The sequence below is a fragment of the Edaphobacter aggregans DSM 19364 genome, from assembly GCF_000745965.1.
In the GTDB taxonomy this organism is placed as follows: domain Bacteria; phylum Acidobacteriota; class Terriglobia; order Terriglobales; family Acidobacteriaceae; genus Edaphobacter; species Edaphobacter aggregans.
On record NZ_JQKI01000026.1, the window covers coordinates 18,458 to 35,004 of the forward strand.

Genomic DNA, 16,547 nt, shown 5'->3' on the forward strand with positions numbered 1-16,547 from the left:
GCATGCACTTTTTCCGAGCTGTTGTTCTGTTTGTCACCGCCACGGCGGTGTCTGCCGCGGCCCAGTCACCACTAAAATTGATACCGGTCCCGCGAGAGGTTGCCGCCGCAACAGCACAACAGCTGCCACAGGGTGTCCAAATCACCTGCACCGCTCCGTGTTCGGCAGAGGACACCTTCGCCATAGACGACCTTAAAACGTATCTTGCCTCGCAGGGGATCGCGGTCAACGCCACCTCGCCCTCCACGATCCTCGTAACGCGCTACGGCTCGCCCGTCTCTCATTCCATTCTGGCAGAGGCGATGCAGAAAAAGGCCTCAGACGCACCGGCTCAGTTTCCGGCGGAGATGAAGGCCGAGGGCTACGCGATCATCCCGGATGGCAAGGGGCTGGCCATTACCGCGGCCAGCGATGCTGGAATCTTCTACGCCCTGCAGACGGTAAAACAGATGTTCTTTGGCTTTGGGAACAAGGCGGTGCTGCAGACCGCCACGATCCGCGACTGGCCGGCGATGCGCTACCGCGGACTCGACGACGATCTCTCCCGCGGTCCCTTCCCTACGCTCGAGTTCCAGAAGAAGCAGATTCGCACCATCGCGGCTTACAAGGTCAACATCTACTCGCCCTACTTCGAGCACACCATGCAGTACAGTGGGCATCCCCTTATGGCTCCTCCCGGCGGCTCCCTCTCCCAGGCCGAGGCCCGCGAGCTGGTCGCCTACGCCGCGAAGTACCACATCACCATCATTCCCGAGCAGGAGGCCTTCGGGCACCTTCACTACCTGCTCAACTGGGAGAAGTACTCGTCGATCGCCGAGACGCCGCACGGACAGGTGCTCGCCCCGCACCAGCCCGACGCCCAGAAGCTCACGCACGATATGTTCCAGGAGCTGGCGCAGATCTACCCCGGCCCCTTCCTTCACCTCGGCGCCGACGAGACCCAGGAGCTCGGCAAGGGACAGACCAAAGCTGAGGTGGACTCTCGCGGCCTCGGGCCCGTCTACCTCGACTTCCTCCAGAAGATCGTCGCCGATCTCCAGCCGCTCAATCGCAAGCTCCTCTTCTGGGGAGACATCGCCTATCACGAGCCCGACCTGCTCAAGCAGCTCCCCGACTCGTTCAAGAAGGCCACCATCGCCGTAGCGTGGGAGTACAACCCGCAGCCCAAAGGCTTCGACCACTTCATCAAGCCCTTCACCGACGCGGGCTTCGAGACCTGGGTCGCCCCCGGCGTCAACAACTGGTCCCGCGTCTATCCCAACTGGAATAACGCCCTGGCCAACATTCAGCAGTTTACCGCCGACGGCCAGAAACTCGGCGCGACCGGCCAGCTGAACACCGTCTGGAACGACGACGGCGAGGCTCTCTTCAACGCGAACTGGTACGGAGTCCTCTTCGGCGCCGAGGCCGCGTGGCACCAGGGCGCAGCCTCGATCCCGGCCTTCCAGTCCAGCTACGGCGAAAACTTCCATGGCGACGCAACCGGCAAGATCAACGAAGCCCAGCGCGAGATGGCGGCCGCGCACCAGCTGCTCAAAGATTCCCCCTACAAGGTCGACGGTCAGGACCTGCTCTTCTGGCAGGACCCCTGGAACGCCGACGGCCAGCGCATCGCCGGTCAGATTCGCCCTATCCTCTCCGAACTGCGCATGCACGCCGAACGCGCCCTGATCCTCGTCGCCGAGGCTCGCAACGCCAATCCCAACCTGCGTGAGACCGATGCGCTCGACGTGCTCGAACTCGGCGCCCGTCGCATGGACCTCATCGGCCTCAAGTTCCAGATATCCGACGAGATCGCCACCAGCTACGCGCACGCCTTCGCCCTGCAAACTTCAACGACAAAGGAAGACCACGAGGAGCTCGCCCATGAGCTCGGCTCCATCAACGCCGTCAACGGCAAGCTGCAGGACCTCCGCAACAACTACTCCCTGCTGCGCGACCTCTACGAAAAGGCATGGCTCAAGAGCTACCGCCCCTACTTCCTGCGCAACAACCTCGAACGCTACGACTTCACTATCCAGATGTGGCTCGGCCGCATCGATCGTATGCGAACAGCGCAGCGTCAGTGGGCGAACTCGCAGACCCTCCCTCCAGCCGCCGACCTCGGGATTCCGGCGCCTCCTGTAGCACCCTAGCGTTACTTCGACTCCCCCGGTGCGCTCCCCTATCCGAGACAGGGCGCGCACCAAAATCCCCGGATTGCCAGTCAAATCAGCAGTCTCTTATCCTTTCGCTTCAATCGGGACTAGACTAACCGCGATGCTTCAGACTCTTTCAGCACGCCGCCTCCTCACCTCTTCTGCCACCATCGACTTCCCTGTCCTCACCATCGATGGCGACGGCCTGATCGTCAGCATCGAACCCGGCGCTGCCCCAGCGTCCTCCGACACCACCCTCACCTCCACCTTCTTCGACATCCACACCCACGGCGGCGCAAGCCACGATGTCATGGAGGCGACCCCCGAGGCGCTCGGCATCGTCAGCCGCTTCATCGCCGCCCACGGCGTCGGCCACTATCTGCCCACCACCGTCACCGCCCCCGTCGACAAGACGCTCGCCTCGCTCGAAGGCATCGCGCGAGCCATCGACCTGGCGTCCACCACAGACTGGGATGCCCGCCTTGCCCGTCCGGTCGGGATTCACCTCGAGGGTCCCTTCATCTCCCACGCCAAGCGCGGCGTGCACCCCGAGGCCGACATTCTCCCACCCAACATCTCGCTCTTCGACCGCTTCCAACAGGCCGCAGGCGGCCATATCCGCCTCATCACCATCGCCCCCGAGGTGCCCGGCTCGCTCGATCTGATCCGCCACTGCACCCGCAACGGCGTGCGGGTCAGCATCGGCCACACCAACGCCGCCTCAGACGAGGCCCACGCCGCCATCGAGGCCGGGGCCCAGAGCGCAACCCATACCTACAACGCCATGCGGCCGCTCAACCATCGCGAGCCCGGAGTCCTGGGAACCGTGCTCGACTCCGAGATGCTCTTCGCCGAGCTGATCTGTGACGGCGTCCACGTCGCTCCCGAACTCGTGCGCCTCTGGCTGAAGGCGAAGGGGCCCCAACGCGCCATCCTCGTCACCGATAGCATGGCCGCCGCAGGAATGCCCGACGGCGACTACACGCTCGGCACCTTCGCCGTACGGGTCGCCGAAGGCCGCGCCTTTGCCGCCGACGATCTCACTAAGGGCCAACACACCCTCGCAGGCAGCGTGCTGACTCTTGACCGAGCCGTTGCCAACGTCCAGCGATTCGCCGGAGCCTCGCTCGAAGTCGCCACCGGCCTCGCATCGCACAACCCCGCATTCCTGCTCGGCCTCGAGCGAGCCATCGGCTACATCGCTCCCGGCCAGCCTGCGAACTTCAACGTCTTCACCGCTTCCGGCGAGCTTCAGGGCACCATCCTCGGCGGTGCCGCTGTCGCATAGGAAACGAACAGGAGACAGCCGAACTCCGGCCCCGGCCTCGCATTTTCCCTATAAACTCGCAGTCATGCCCGTTGTTGCTTCCCTGCACCACCTTCACGCATTCGACCTGGTCCTCATCGTTGCCTACCTCGCAGGAATCACCCTCTTCGGCCTGCGCTTTCGCGGCGGCAAGGACGGCGCGGCGAAGTCCCTCAAGAGCTACTTCCTCGCCGACCGCAGCGTTCCCTGGTGGGCCATCGCGCTCTCCATCGTCTCCGCCGAGACCAGCACCCTCACCATCATCAGCGTCCCCGGCGTGGCCTTCACCGGCGACTTCGGCTTCCTCCAGATCGTCCTCGGCTACATGATCGGCCGCATCGTCGTAGCGATGCTCTTTCTGCCGCGCTACTTCCAGGGCGAGATGCTCACCGCCTACCAGCTCATCGACCAGCGCTTCGGCGGAACGCTCCACAAGACCACCGCCGGCCTCTTCCTCATCACCCGCGCCGCCGCCGAAGGAGTCCGCGTCTTCGCCGTCTCCATCGTCGTGGCTATCGCCATCGGCACCGGCGACGTGCTCTCCATCGCCATCATCACCGCGCTCACGCTGCTCTACACCTTCGAAGGCGGCATGACCGCCGTCATCTGGACCGACGTCGTCCAGATGCTGCTCTACATCGCCGGTACGATCGTCGCCATCATCACGCTCGGAACCCACGTCCCCGGCGGCTGGCAGCACATCCACACCGTAGCCTCCGCCGCAGGCAAGTTCCGCATCTTCGACTTCGCCCTCAACCTCTCCCAGACCTACACCTTCTGGGCCGGAGTGCTCGGCGGAACCTTCCTCACCATGGCCTCGCACGGCACCGACCAGCTCATGGTGCAGCGCCTGCTGGCCGGTCGCAACCTCTCCGAGTCGCGCCTCGCCCTGCTCTCCTCCGGAGCCGTCATCCTCCTGCAATTCACGCTCTTCCTCCTGATCGGCGCCGGCCTCTGGATCTTCTACGGCGGCGCGCTCACCAGCGGCCTCACTCCCGACCGCCTCTTCCCTGCCTTCATCGTCAACGAGATGCCCATCGGCATCGCCGGCCTGCTCATCGCCGCCATCCTCGCTGCCGCGATGTCGAACCTCTCCGCCGCGCTCAACTCACTTTCCTCCACCACCGTCGTCGACTTCTACATGCACTGGCGCCCCAACGCCGACGAACGCGAACGCATGATGATCTCGCGCTCCTCCACCGTCCTCTGGGCGCTCGTCCTCTTCGCCATCGCCGTCTACAGCATCCAGGCCGGCGGCAAGGGCCACGTCGTCGAGATCGGCCTCTCCATCGCCTCCGTAGCCTACGGCGCTCTCCTCGGAGTCTTCCTCCTCGGAACACTCACGCGCACTGCCACCGAACGGGGAGCCATCGCGGGCCTGGTCGTCGGCTTCGCCCTCAACATAGCGCTCTGGCTACAACCCGCGCCCATCCATCTCACGAACGTCCCCCTCTTCGGCGACACCACGCTGCCGCGCGTCGCCTGGACCTGGTACGTCCTCATCGGAGCCGCCGTAACCTTCCTCGTCGGCTACCTCGCCAGCAAAGTCTTTCCCAAGCCGCGCACGCCCGCTGGCGAAAAGGCCGTCATCGCCTCAGCACTCCTCGCCTGCCTCACCCTCGCCCCGTTGGCATCAGCACAAAGCCTCGTGGATGGTACTTCGAGGTATCCCGAGGCTTCAGCACAGAGCCTCGCGGAAGGAGCTTCTAGGTACCCCAAGGCTTCAGCCTTGGGCATCTCAGTCGCCGTAAATGAAAAGGGGCTTGAGCCCCTGGGGCATAGCTGGGTGCCCCATCTTCGCGACGGTCTCATCGTCGCTAAGGTGGGTTCGCAGGATTCAAAAGCCGCCCCAGACTTCTCACAAGTCTCCACGCTCATCAACGAAGCCATCGCACAGCACAAACTTCCCGGAGCCGTCGTCGTCATCGGCCACAACGGCAAGGTCGTCTTTCACGAGGCCTACGGCAACCGCAAGGTCGCCGGCGAACTCAGCCCCGACGGCTCCACCGCCGCCGAGCCCATGACCGAGGACACCATCTTCGACATGGCCTCGCTCACTAAGTGCCTCGTCACCGCCACCGCGATGATGCAGCTCTACGAGCAGGGCAAGTTCCAGTTCGACGACCCTGTCGTGAAGTATCTCCCTGAGTTCGCCGCCAACGGCAAGGACAAGGTCACCATCCGCGAACTCCTGACGCACTACTCCGGCCTCCCGCCCGACGTCTCACTCAAAGACCCCTGGGGCCTCGCCGCGCCCGACAAGGCCGAAGGCATCAAGCGCGCGATGGAGTCAAAGCTCGACAATCCTCCGGGAACAAAGTTCGTCTACTCCGACATCAACTTCATCACCCTCGGTGCGCTAGTCGAAAAAATCAGCGGTGAAACTCTCGGTGTCTATGCCAAGAACCATATCTTTGCACCGCTGGGGATGACGGAAACGATTTTTCACCCGATCTATGGATACTGCGGGCCGAACCTCAGCTTCTCGCCTCCCCCGTACGGCCATACCGAAATGGAGGTAAAGCCACTTCCACCTCCTCGCTGCAGCATGAGTGCGAACTCTCAACAGATTGTTTGGATTCTGGCGAAAAACCCGCGTGTCGCCCCCACCGCCCACGACGACGAGTCCAAAGACAACCCCTCCGCTAACCCCGACTACGACCATCTCCTCCGCGGCACCGTCCACGACCCCACGACGCGCCGCATGGGCGGAGTCGCCGGCCACGCCGGAGTCTTCTCCACCGCGCACGACATCTCGCTCTACGCGCAGGCGCTGCTCGACAAGCTCACCCGCAACACCGGCCCATTCCCGCTCAAGCAGTTCACCCTGCAGCTGATGACGAAGCCCGAGCAGCCCGCCACCGCCCAGGACGGCGCAACCATCTTCACCCCCGACCTCCAGCCCACCAAGGGCGTCGCCACACGCGGCTTCGGCTGGGACATCAACTCCGCCTTCTCGCGCCCGCGCGGCAGCATCTTCCCCATCGGTAGCTTCGGCCACACCGGCTTCACCGGCACCAGCCTCTGGATCGACCCACAATCCGACACCTACGTCGTCCTCCTCTCGAACGCCGTCCACCCTCGCGGCAACACGCCTATCTCCGCGCTGCGAGGACAGGTCGCAACGGCCGCCGCCCAGTCCCTCGGACTTCATCAGGCCCTGGCCAAAGAACCAGACACACCTGGCGGATGCATCGTGTCCAACGGCGCGTCCGGACCCTGTTTCCCTGAATCGGTGGGCACATACCGCAGTCCCGCGTCCACAGGCCTCATTTCACAGGCGGGCGCGACCCTCACCGGCATCGACGTCCTCGAATCCACCCGCTACGCCGCCCTCGCCGAAGCCGCAAAACGTCACAACAATCACCTCCGCCTCGGCATTCTCACCAACCAGTCCGGCCTCGACTCCCACGGCCACCGCACCATCGACCTCCTCGCCACCGAAGCCACAAAGGCCGTCCCCGGCCTGGAGCTAAAAGCCATCTTCTCCCCCGAGCACGGCCTCTTCGGCACCAAGGACGAGGCCGGCATCTCCGGCGAAGTCGACCCCGCCACCCACATCTCCGTCACCTCGCTCTACGGCACCACTCCCGAGTCGCGTCACCCCACGCACGGCCAGCTCAAAGACCTCGACGCCGTCATCGTCGACCTCCAGGACGCCGGCGTCCGCTTCTACACCTACGAGGCCCAGACCGGATACTTCGTCGAGGCCGCCGCCGCCGAAAAGCGCCTCGGCCATCAGCTCGAGATCATCGTCCTCGACCGCCCCAACATCATCGGCGGCCTCGCCGTCCAGGGCCCCGTCTCGGACGAGGGCCACGACTCCTACACCAACTACATGCCCCTGCCCATCCGCCACGGCATGACGCTCGGCGAGCTCGCCCGCTACATCAACGGCGAGCGCCGCCTGCCCTCCTCCACCTCACCCAACATACGCGAGCCCCTCGGCGCGCCCGTCACCGTCATCACCATGCAGAACTGGCAGCGCAGCATGTACTTCGACCAGACCGGCCTGCCCTGGACCAACCCTAGCCCCAATCTGCGCTCCGTCACCGCCGCCACGCTCTACCCCGGCGTCGCTCTGCTCGAGTCCACCAATGTCTCCGTCGGTCGCGGCACCGCCGCGCCTTTCGAGAACATCGCCGCGCCCTACTTCGACACCCCCGCGCTCGCCTCCGCGCTCAACGCCCGCAAGATCCCCGGCGTCACCTTCTCCTCCTCCACCCTTACCATCGCCGAGGACGCCAACCACTACCCCTACCACGGCCAGACCATCCCCGCCGTCCACATCTCCCTCACCGACCGCAACGCCCTCGACTCCCCCGAGCTCGGCATCGAGCTGCTCTTCGCCATCCAGCGGCTCTATCCCAAGCAGTTCAATCTCGACCGCGCCGCCCGCCTCCTCGTCAGCATCAACACCCTTCTGTCGCTCAAGAACGGCGACGACCCGCGCACCATCGTAAAGTCATGGCAGCCCGACCTCGACGCCTTCAAACAGCGACGCACCCCTTACCTGCTCTACTGACCGCCCCGCGCCAAGAGTACCCACCTCGCTAACTTGTGCGCACAAATTCACGACACCGTGCGTATTCCTGCATCAAAATAGAGGGACCTCCTTCGATAGAAGGATCTGTTTCCCGAGAGGGGATCCTCATGCCGCGCATCAACTTCCAACAGCAGCTCATCGCCCTCAAAGACAAGCTCCTCGCCATGGCTGCGCTCTCGCAGCAGGCGCTCTCGCTCGCCCTTGAGGCCTATCTCACCGGAAATCTCGGCCTCTGCGAGCACGTCAAGGAGATCGAGGCCGCCATCAATGCCGCCGAGACCAACGTCGATGAGTTCGCCTACGACCTCCTCGCCAAAGAGCAGCCCATGGCCATCGACCTCCGCTTCATCCTCGCCGTCATCAAGATCAACAGCGACCTCGAGCGCATCGGCGACCAGGCCTCCAACATCGCCCATCGCGCCCAAGCCCTGGCCAGCATCCCCCAGATCGAGCTCCCCATCGACATCCCAGACATGGGCGAGAAGGTCGGCGTCATGATCCGCTCCGCCATCCAGTCCCTGCTCGAGGCCGACGCCCGCCTCGCCGAACAGGTCCTCGCCATGGACGACGAGATCGACGACCTGAACCGCATCGTGCAGGACGATATGGTCGATCTCATGCAGCAGCAGCCCGTGATCAGCGAGCAGGCCCTCAACGCCATCCTCGTCTCGCGCAACCTCGAGCGCTGTGCCGATCACGCGACCAACATCGCCGAGGACGTCATCTTCTGGGTCCGCGGCTCCGACGTGCGCCACAAGTTGTCCCTCGCCCAAGCCGACTAGCTCTCACAACCCTTGACTCGCACTCAGATGCCGTCTAACCTTGAAGCAATGGCAGTCGACCGCACCTTCGTCACCTCCGTTTGTCGCATGTGTTGTTGCGACCGGGTGCGCTGTCGCCTTTGCCCCGCTTCGTAGACTCGAACACCTTCGAGCTACCGAGCACCACAAGCAAAGCCGCCATCGCCCACTCACTCCGAGTGGGATTTTTATTTCTATCCCCATCCACACCCAAAGGATTCCATGATGTCCACCACCCCGACGCCCCCCGCTCTCAAAGAGACCAAGGCCCAGCGCTCCGAGCGACTCAAGCTCGCCAAGAACCCCTGGGAGGCCTGGGACGAGGTCCGCGAGTTCGCCCGCAACGGCCGCGACACCGTCCTGCCCGAGTGGACCGGGCTCTACTTCAAGTGGTGGGGCGTCTATACCCAGGGCGACGGCAAGGGCGTCACCGGCGGAGCCAACGGCGAAGGCAAGGCCACAGAGTACTTCATGATGCGCATCGGCCTTCCCAACGGCCTGCTCACCTCCCAGCAGACCCGCGTCATCGGCCAGCTCGCCAAAAAGTACGCCAACAATCTCGCCGACATCACCACGCGCCAGAACATCCAGCTCCACTGGCTCACCCTCTCCGGCCTCGTCGATGTCGTCGACGCCCTCACCGCCGTCGGCCTCTCGCCCAAGGGAGCCTGCGGCGACGTCGTCCGCAACGTCACCGGCTGCCCACTCGCAGGCCTCGACCACGAGGAGATCATCGACGCCTCGCCTCTCGCCGTCGAGATCGCGCACCACCTCACCGCCAACCCCGAGTTCTACAACCTGCCCCGCAAGTTCAAGATCTCCGTCACCGGCTGCCCCGTCTGGTGCACCTATCCTGAGATCAACGACGTCGCCCTCACCGCCATCAAGCGCACCGTCGACGGAGTCGAAGAGATCGGCTACACCCTGCGCGTCGGCGGCGGCCTCTCGACCGAGCCCCACATCTCCGAGCGCATCCCCGCCTTCATCCCGCAGGACAAAGCCCTCGAGGTCGTCACCGCCGTCGTCCGCATCTTCCGCGAGCAGACCGACCTTCGCGAGAACCGCGCCCGCGCCCGCATCAAGTACCTCTTCATGCGCCACGGCTGGACCGCCGAGTCCATGCTCGCCGCCATCGAAGAAAAGCTCGGCTACAAGCTCGACCCCAATCCCGTCTCCGCCGACAACCCGCCCGCCGACATCTACCGCGACCACATCGGCATCCGCCCGCAGCGCCAGCCCGGCCTGAGCAGTGTCGGAGCCTCGGTGCTCAACGGCCGTCTCTCGGGCGACCAGCTCATCCGGCTCGCCGACCTCGCCGACAAGTACGGCAACGGCAGCCTCCGCGCCACCATCGGCCAGAACATCCTCATCGTCAACGTGCCCGACCGCGAGACCGCCGGCCTCGTCGTCGAGCTCAACACCCTCGGCCTCAACGTCGACGTCTCCCCCTTCTGGCGCGGAGCCATCGCCTGCACCGGAACCGAGTTCTGCAAGCTCGCCATCGCCGAGACCAAGGGCTTCAATACCTGGCTCGTGTCCGAGCTCGAAGAGCGCCTCCCCGGCTTCGACCAGCAGATCCGCCTCCACGTCACCGGCTGCACCAACTCCTGCGGCCAGCACTGGATCGCCGACATCGGCCTCGAAGGCAAAAAGATCAAGAAGGACGGCCAGCAGGTCGACGCCTTCTTCTTCTGCGTCGGAGGCTCCATCGGCAAGTACGCCCGGCCCGCGCGCCCACTCGGCTACCGCGCCGCCGCCACCGACGTGCCTGCCGCCATCGAGCGTCTGCTGAACGGCTACCTCGCCTCACGCACCGAAGGCGAAGACCTCCGCCACTACTTCGACCGCACCGACGACGCAACGCTCCGCGCACAACTCGCAGGCGAAGTCATCGAACCAGTCGAGCGCGACGCCCCACCCGTAGGTGCAGGCCGCTTCGCCCCGGGCGAATGATCCTCTCCTGAAACGAAGTCATTGTGTGGATAGCGACCGTTGCTTCTCTTCTGTGGAGCGACAGTTGCTTCTGAGGTAGAGCAAAGCTCAATCCGCATCTCGCATTTGCTTCTGAGGTAGAGCAAGCTCAACCCGCATCTTGCATTTGCTTCTGAGGTAGGCCAGGGCTTTAGCCCTGGTCCACGCGCCCCCTCCACCCGTCATTCTGAGCCGAAGGCGAAGAATCCCTGTATTTCCCCATGCGGCCGACCAGCCAGGGGGCTGTCAGAGGATGCTGAAAAAACTCGCCGCCTTGAAGGGGCGCGCCGCTCTCTGCCTAGTTGATCACTGCAACTCGATCCTCGACAGGCTGAACGTACTCCGCGACCCGCTTGATCATGTCCGCCGGATGGATCGGCTTGCTCACGATCGTGTAATCCCGTCCCATCTCACGCGCCTTCACCAGAAGGTCGACCGTCGCGGCCTGTCCGGAAAACAACAGGACCTTGCACGACGGAACCACTCTTTCAACAGTAAGCGCCAGGTCGATACCCGTCATCCCAGGCATGATCACATCGGTAATTAAAAGTCTTGGCCGATGCTCGCGAGCCAACTCGAGGGCGCTCTTTCCGGCATACGCAGACTTTGTCCGATAGCCACTCTTCGAAAGAATCATCGCCAGCGTATCTGCGATGACCGGTTCATCATCGACAACAAGAACATCAAGCCGGCGCTGCCCCTCTCGCACCTCCGAGTCATCCAGGGGCACATCTTTGAGCGGAACGATTTGGCTATGGACTATGCGGTTCATTCAAAATAACCTCAGCGACCACCCTATCAAGTACCGCCTGATACGGGTTAACTCTTTTAAATCTGTCGTTTACAGGAAAGTTTAAGTTCGTCAACCCGACGAGCTTGCGCTGCATCTGAATTGGAGTTACATTGCTGTCACGTTTGCGTCACGTTAGTGAAAGGATTACGCAAGGAGAACCTTATGGGCGATCACGAAGAAACAGGCCCTAAGCCGATGCGGTTTGAATCCATCCTCCAAGCCCACGTCCCCAAAGGACGAGAGGGAAAACACAAGAAGATCATTACCCAGCTCCTGAGCGACATCGGACACCTGCCGGAAGGTTCGGCCCTCAAAATTCCACTCGTAGAGCTTCCCGACTCCAAAGAAAACATCCGTTCCGCGTTAAGCCGCGCAGGCCGCCAGAAAAACCTCGATCTGGCAACCTCCAGCAATGAGCACCACCTCTTCGTGTGGAAAAACCCGCCGAGGGACACCTCAACCGACGACTAGAATATCTGTCAAGAGGCAGGTTGGCGTAAATTAATGTATCCAAAAGAGATAGAGTTGCCGATCTATTTCCCTCCATTCGGTAAAATAGAAACAGAACCAAAGAGAGGCTCCAGGAGGTGGAGCCTCTCTTCATTTGATCTAAATCAAGCCAAATGAAGACTTTACTCTCCGTGGACCCGTCGCTTCAATAACTTAGCGTAAGAGTACCAACCTATCTTTCCTGTTTTGAATACTTTGCGCAATTTCCGAGGAGGGTGGCAGTCAACACGCGATGCCCAGCGAATGACCACCGGACGCCCGTCGTCGTCACCGGGCGCATGCCTGAGTCGTTACACGCCCGAAGAATCGTCACCCGAGTCGGGGAATCTATGATCGAGATGGAGCGTTAGCAATGTCCCTGTTTCCGATCTTCCTCAAGCTCACCGGCCGCCCTTGCGTCGTCATCGGCGCCGGCCATCTCGCCGAGTCGAAGATCACCTCTCTGCGCTCCGCCGACGCCGCCGTCACCGTCATCGCTCCCGAGGTCAGCGCCGCCATCGCCGAGCAGGCCGCCGCCGGCGAGCTCACGCTCCATCAACGCGCCTACCAGCCGGGCGACCTCGCCGGAGCCTTCCTCGTCGTCGCCGCCACCAACTCGCCGGCCGTCAACCGTGCCGTCTTCGCCGAAGCCACCGCCACCGGCGTCCTGTGCAACGCCGTCGACGACCCGCCTTTCTGCGACTTCTACTTCCCCTCCGTCGTCCGCCGCGGAGACCTGCAGATCGCCATCTCCACCGCCGGCAACTCGCCCGCCCTCGCCCAGCAGCTCCGCAAAGAACTAAACGAGCAGCTTCCGCTCGACCTCGGCGACTGGCTCGCCGACCTCGGCAACCTCCGCCGCGAGGTCGTCGCCGCCGAGCCCCTCAACGAGCAACGCCGCCGCCTCCTTCACGAACTGGCCCAGCGCCAGGTCTGCAGCTACGACCGGTGTCCTTCGCGCCTCCTCGCACGCGAACACGCTCTGACCAACCCATTACCAACGGAGAAGGCGTGATCTCGATCCCCGACGCTGAAGCCGGCCACGTCTACCTCGTCGGAGCAGGCCCCGGCGATCCCGCGCTCCTCACCCTGCGCGCCGCCCACCTGCTCAAGACCGCCGACGTCATCCTCCCCGACGACCTCGTCTCCGACGAGATCCTCGCCCTCTCGAGCCCCACCGCCCTGATCATCCCCGTCGGCAAGCGCTGCGGCCAGCCGCGCATCACCCAGGCCGGCATCCACGAACTCCTCCTCGAACACTCGAGCAACGGCTCCTCCGTCGTTCGACTCAAATCCGGCGACCCGCTCGTATTCGGCCGCGCCGCCGAAGAGATCGCCTTCCTCCGCGAGCACGCCATCCCCTTCGAGATCGTTCCCGGCATCACCGCCGCCTTCGCCGTCGCCGCCACGCTCGAGACGCCGCTCACCGACCGCACCCGCGCCTCCAAGCTCATCCTCGCCACCGCGCACCACGCCGCCGGCAAGCTCTCCCTCACGCCCAGCTGGTCCGGAGCCTTCCCCAACGAGGCCACGCTCGTCATCTACATGCCCGGCCGCCACTTCGAAGCCCTCGCCCAGGACCTCATCGCCTCCGGCATCCCGCCCACGACTCCCTGCACCGCCGTCTCCAAGGCCTCAACCCCTAACGAGCGCATCCACACCACCACCCTCGCCACGCTCGCGAGCGCCGACGTAGGCCCCGCCCCCGTCATCCTTCTCATCGGCCCCGCTATCGCGCAGCAGACCTCGCAGCAACCGGCTGGCTGAGAAACTGCTCACCCGCTCCCGTACCGCCGGCGCATCGCAGCTCATGATCAAGTGCGCGCACTCGGCGCGCGAGACATACACCTGCGCCCCAGCCGCCTTCGCCCACACGAGCGCCGGAGCCGGAGCCACCATCCTGTCCTCCGCCGCCACAATCACCAGAAAGCTCACCGGCGAGCTGCGCGCCACCTCATCCAGCGGCAGTCCATGCAGCACGTCGTGCGAAAGAATCGCCCGCGCCTGCCAAACGCGATCGTTCGCATCCTGCCGCTGCGGCGCCTCGATCTTCTGGAGCCACTCCGCGTACTCATCTCGCAAAGCCTCAGCGTTCCGGAACGCCGGAGTCGTCAGCGTCTGCACCGATCGCGTTCGCCAGTTTCAGCTGCGGCTCCTTCGTATAGCGTCCGCCATCGTACTCCGGATCCGATTCGATCGCCTCGATCACGATCTGCTTCGACAGCCGGTCGAAGTTCGTCGCCTGCGGCGAGCCCACAATCGGCACTGTCCGCGACACGAACCCCGGATACAGCACCGACCACGCAAACACCTGGTGCCCTCCCATCGACAGCCCCATCACCGCGTGCACATGCTTCACCTTCAGCACCTCGGTTAGCACGCGATACTGCGCCCGCACCATGTCCTCCGTCGTGGACTGCGGAAACACGGTGCCATGCTGGCGCCCGCTGTTCGAAGGCGACGACGCAACTCCGTCCCCAAACGCATCGAACGCCACACCAAAGAACCTCGACGTATCCACCAGCCGGTTCTTCCCCGGCTTCGCACCGAACAGCGACAGCATGTCCTCCGTGCGCCCATTCAGCCACGTCGGCATCACCACCACGTTCGTTCGCTCGGCATTCAGTGTCCCGAACGTCCTGTACCCAACGCGCCAATCCAGAATCACTTCGCCGCTCGCAAGCTACACGTCCCCAGCTCGGCGATCTTCTGCTCGCGATCCTGCGCCCACCCCGCACCACACAGCGCCCACGCCAACGACGCAACCTGCCAGACTCGCCTCATGCCCAGAGCATACATGCCGCTTCACGCCCAGCCGCATCAGCTACTGGACAATATGAAGCTCTTCCGGCAGCAGTCGAGCCACCACCACCCGCTTCAGCCTCTAACCCGCTTTAACTCCCGCCGCACTCGCGAAGCAAACACCGGTCTGCCCAACATCGGGTAGGAGTCCAGAAGTGAATCCAGCATGGAAGGAATCGGAGGCTCATACACACTCTCAACACCGCAAAGAGTGCAAGGCATCTTCGCTCTCTCGGTGAGAGCCAACTCGACCGCCAAGGTCTGTCTTCCCCGCTGAGTCACATCCACCTTCCTGCTTGTCTCAATGAATTCACGGGCAAGAATCGTTACCTCATACGTTCCTTGACTCAATTCAAACGTCGCCGCTCCATCCCTATCCGCTTCTCGAACTCAAAGCTCCACTAACGGTCGATCTCGCTTGCACAACAGCCCCAGGTATCGCCGCTCCGTTCGGAATCCGTTACCTGGACCCGCAGTTGTGCAGAGGCCAACGTAGCGCTTGCAAGTGCAGCAACCATCACGAACAGCGCTCCACGACACCATGCGTTCATGTTCTCGCCTCGATACAAATCTACCCCAACCGCGCCGCAGCCACCTTCGTCGCCTCGTAGACCTGCTCGAACGACTCCACCGCATACAGCACCGGCTGCATCGCGCCCGTGTCGAACTCCTGGTTCATCACCTGGTCCAGATCGAAGTCGCGAATCTCCGCGCCGCCCTCGAGCACACGCGTGCACTCGCCATGCGAGCTGATTAGGCCGCTGCCGTACACCTTCAGCCTGCCGTCCTGCCGGATCACCCCAAACTCCACCGTGAACCAGAAGACGCGCCCCATCTTTTCCAGAGCCACCGGATCGTGCATCAGTCCCGCGCAGATCTGCCCATAGTGCTGCAGGAAGTTCCCAAACACAGGATGCGCGTGCATCGGCACATGTCCGAAGACGTCGTGAAAGATATCCGGCTCCGGCGTGTACTCCAGCGACTCACGCCCCCTGAGCCACGTCGTCGTCGGAAACATCCGGGCGGCCAGCATCTCGAAGAACGCATCTGGAGGAAGAAACCCGCTCACCGGCGTCGACTGCCAGCCCGTCCGCGGCTTCAGTCGCTCACTCACCGCCTTCAGGTCCGGAAGCTTGTCTTCTCTGAGCCCGATGATGTCGAAGCCCTCCACATACTCCCGGCAGGCGTGTTCGCGAAGCTGCGGCATTCGCCGGCACACCAGCTCCTTCCACACCGCATGCTGCTCCGGCGTGTAAGCGCACCAGTCCTGCTCGATCAGAAACGGCACAGCCACCCGCAGCTTCCCCTGCGCCAGATTTACGCCCGACTCAGCGATTCCCATACATCCACATCCCGTCCGGCCGTCAACCTGGCCAGCAGAAGCATACACCCTCCGATGCAAATTGGTTGTCTCGGCCCCCTCCCCCGGGGGGGTAGCGATACAAAAGTTATGTTTTCAAAGAGTTAGTCGAATTTCTCGATGCATAAATATTGAAAACACGTAGCTTAGACATCAAAAGCTTGATTGCAAACGAGTTAGCCCGGACTCTGCCGGGGCTCTTCTGTTTCAATGCTGTAATCAATATCGCAGGCTGAAGGTAATTAATCGGCACTTTTATATCTTTGATTCTTAGTGGTTTATGTAGAGGAGGGGCTTGACAGCATTTCTGTGGAAATCCTGTGGGGAACGAGGGAGGCAGGA

12 protein-coding genes are annotated in these 16,547 nt (G+C 63.2%); 8 read left to right on the plus strand and 4 right to left on the minus strand.

The features are described from left to right. The first annotated feature begins 2 nt into the window (after positions 1 to 2). From Q363_RS13020 to cobG, 5 genes are all read left to right on the plus strand, one after another. Positions 3 to 2,135 (plus strand): glycoside hydrolase family 20 zincin-like fold domain-containing protein, encoded by a 2,133-nt coding sequence (locus Q363_RS13020; RefSeq protein WP_035350759.1) that lies wholly within the window; start codon positions 3 to 5, stop codon positions 2,133 to 2,135. Positions 2,136 to 2,259: 124 nt separating this feature from the next. Beyond that, complete coding sequence (nagA, locus tag Q363_RS13025; RefSeq protein ID WP_035350761.1) at positions 2,260 to 3,426, plus strand: N-acetylglucosamine-6-phosphate deacetylase; 1,167 nt, start codon at positions 2,260 to 2,262, stop codon at positions 3,424 to 3,426. 64 nt (positions 3,427 to 3,490) lie between these two features. Further along, a complete protein-coding gene (locus tag Q363_RS13030) occupies positions 3,491 to 7,969 on the plus strand; it encodes a sodium:solute symporter family transporter (RefSeq protein ID WP_035350763.1) in 4,479 nt (1,492 codons plus the stop codon). A gap of 128 nt (positions 7,970 to 8,097) precedes the next feature. Beyond that, a complete protein-coding gene (phoU, locus tag Q363_RS13035) occupies positions 8,098 to 8,772 on the plus strand; it encodes a phosphate signaling complex protein PhoU (RefSeq protein WP_035350765.1) in 675 nt (224 codons plus the stop codon). 243 nt (positions 8,773 to 9,015) lie between these two features. Further along, positions 9,016 to 10,743, plus strand: coding sequence for a precorrin-3B synthase (cobG, locus tag Q363_RS13040; protein WP_035350767.1), 1,728 nt, complete (start codon positions 9,016 to 9,018; stop codon positions 10,741 to 10,743). Positions 10,744 to 11,059: 316 nt separating this feature from the next. On the opposite strand, the gene Q363_RS13045 is transcribed toward cobG, so the two are convergent. Then, positions 11,060 to 11,533, minus strand: coding sequence for a response regulator (locus Q363_RS13045; RefSeq protein WP_157466818.1), 474 nt, complete (start codon positions 11,531 to 11,533; stop codon positions 11,060 to 11,062). A gap of 183 nt (positions 11,534 to 11,716) precedes the next feature. Between Q363_RS13045 and Q363_RS13050 the strand changes: the two genes are divergently transcribed. The 3 genes from Q363_RS13050 (at position 11,717) to cobA (ending at position 13,810) form a co-directional block, all read left to right on the plus strand. Beyond that, positions 11,717 to 12,025 (plus strand): hypothetical protein, encoded by a 309-nt coding sequence (locus tag Q363_RS13050; protein WP_035350769.1) that lies wholly within the window; start codon positions 11,717 to 11,719, stop codon positions 12,023 to 12,025. Between the two features lie 391 nt (positions 12,026 to 12,416). Further along, positions 12,417 to 13,058: a precorrin-2 dehydrogenase/sirohydrochlorin ferrochelatase family protein gene (locus Q363_RS13055; protein WP_035350771.1), complete on the plus strand. Its 642-nt coding sequence runs from the start codon at positions 12,417 to 12,419 to the stop codon at positions 13,056 to 13,058. Beyond that, positions 13,055 to 13,810: a uroporphyrinogen-III C-methyltransferase gene (gene cobA, locus Q363_RS13060; RefSeq protein WP_245632199.1), complete on the plus strand. Its 756-nt coding sequence runs from the start codon at positions 13,055 to 13,057 to the stop codon at positions 13,808 to 13,810. The genes Q363_RS13055 and cobA overlap by 4 nt, the downstream gene beginning before the upstream one ends. 319 nt (positions 13,811 to 14,129) lie before the next feature. Here the strand turns inward: cobA and Q363_RS13065 are convergent, their stop codons facing one another. The 3 genes from Q363_RS13065 to Q363_RS13075 form a co-directional block, all read right to left on the minus strand. Beyond that, a complete protein-coding gene (locus Q363_RS13065; protein WP_035350772.1) occupies positions 14,130 to 14,711 on the minus strand; it encodes an alpha/beta fold hydrolase in 582 nt (193 codons plus the stop codon). Beyond that, the gene (locus Q363_RS45460; RefSeq protein WP_281175992.1) at positions 14,708 to 14,842 is read right to left on the minus strand and encodes a hypothetical protein; all 135 of its coding nucleotides are present in this window, start codon (positions 14,840 to 14,842) and stop codon (positions 14,708 to 14,710) included. Before Q363_RS45460 ends, Q363_RS13065 begins: the two co-directional genes overlap by 4 nt. 574 nt (positions 14,843 to 15,416) lie before the next feature. After that, positions 15,417 to 16,187: a phenylalanine 4-monooxygenase gene (locus Q363_RS13075; RefSeq protein ID WP_051978728.1), complete on the minus strand. Its 771-nt coding sequence runs from the start codon at positions 16,185 to 16,187 to the stop codon at positions 15,417 to 15,419. Between the last annotated feature and the right edge of the window lie 360 nt (positions 16,188 to 16,547).

Excerpts from the sequence above, each read along its gene's own strand:
- cobG (WP_035350767.1), top strand. The coding sequence starts at position 9,016 with ATGTCCACCACCCCGACGCCCCCCGCTCTCAAAGAGACCAAGGCCCAG.
- Q363_RS13050 (WP_035350769.1), top strand. The coding sequence starts at position 11,717 with ATGGGCGATCACGAAGAAACAGGCCCTAAGCCGATGCGGTTTGAATCC.
- phoU (WP_035350765.1), top strand. The coding sequence starts at position 8,098 with ATGCCGCGCATCAACTTCCAACAGCAGCTCATCGCCCTCAAAGACAAG.
- Q363_RS13045 (WP_157466818.1), bottom strand. The coding sequence starts at position 11,533 with ATGAACCGCATAGTCCATAGCCAAATCGTTCCGCTCAAAGATGTGCCC.
- Q363_RS13075 (WP_051978728.1), bottom strand. The coding sequence starts at position 16,187 with ATGGGAATCGCTGAGTCGGGCGTAAATCTGGCGCAGGGGAAGCTGCGG.
- Q363_RS13020 (WP_035350759.1), top strand. The coding sequence starts at position 3 with ATGCACTTTTTCCGAGCTGTTGTTCTGTTTGTCACCGCCACGGCGGTG.
- nagA (WP_035350761.1), top strand. The coding sequence starts at position 2,260 with ATGCTTCAGACTCTTTCAGCACGCCGCCTCCTCACCTCTTCTGCCACC.
- Q363_RS45460 (WP_281175992.1), bottom strand. The coding sequence starts at position 14,842 with ATGTATGCTCTGGGCATGAGGCGAGTCTGGCAGGTTGCGTCGTTGGCG.
- Q363_RS13030 (WP_035350763.1), top strand. The coding sequence starts at position 3,491 with ATGCCCGTTGTTGCTTCCCTGCACCACCTTCACGCATTCGACCTGGTC.
- Q363_RS13055 (WP_035350771.1), top strand. The coding sequence starts at position 12,417 with ATGTCCCTGTTTCCGATCTTCCTCAAGCTCACCGGCCGCCCTTGCGTC.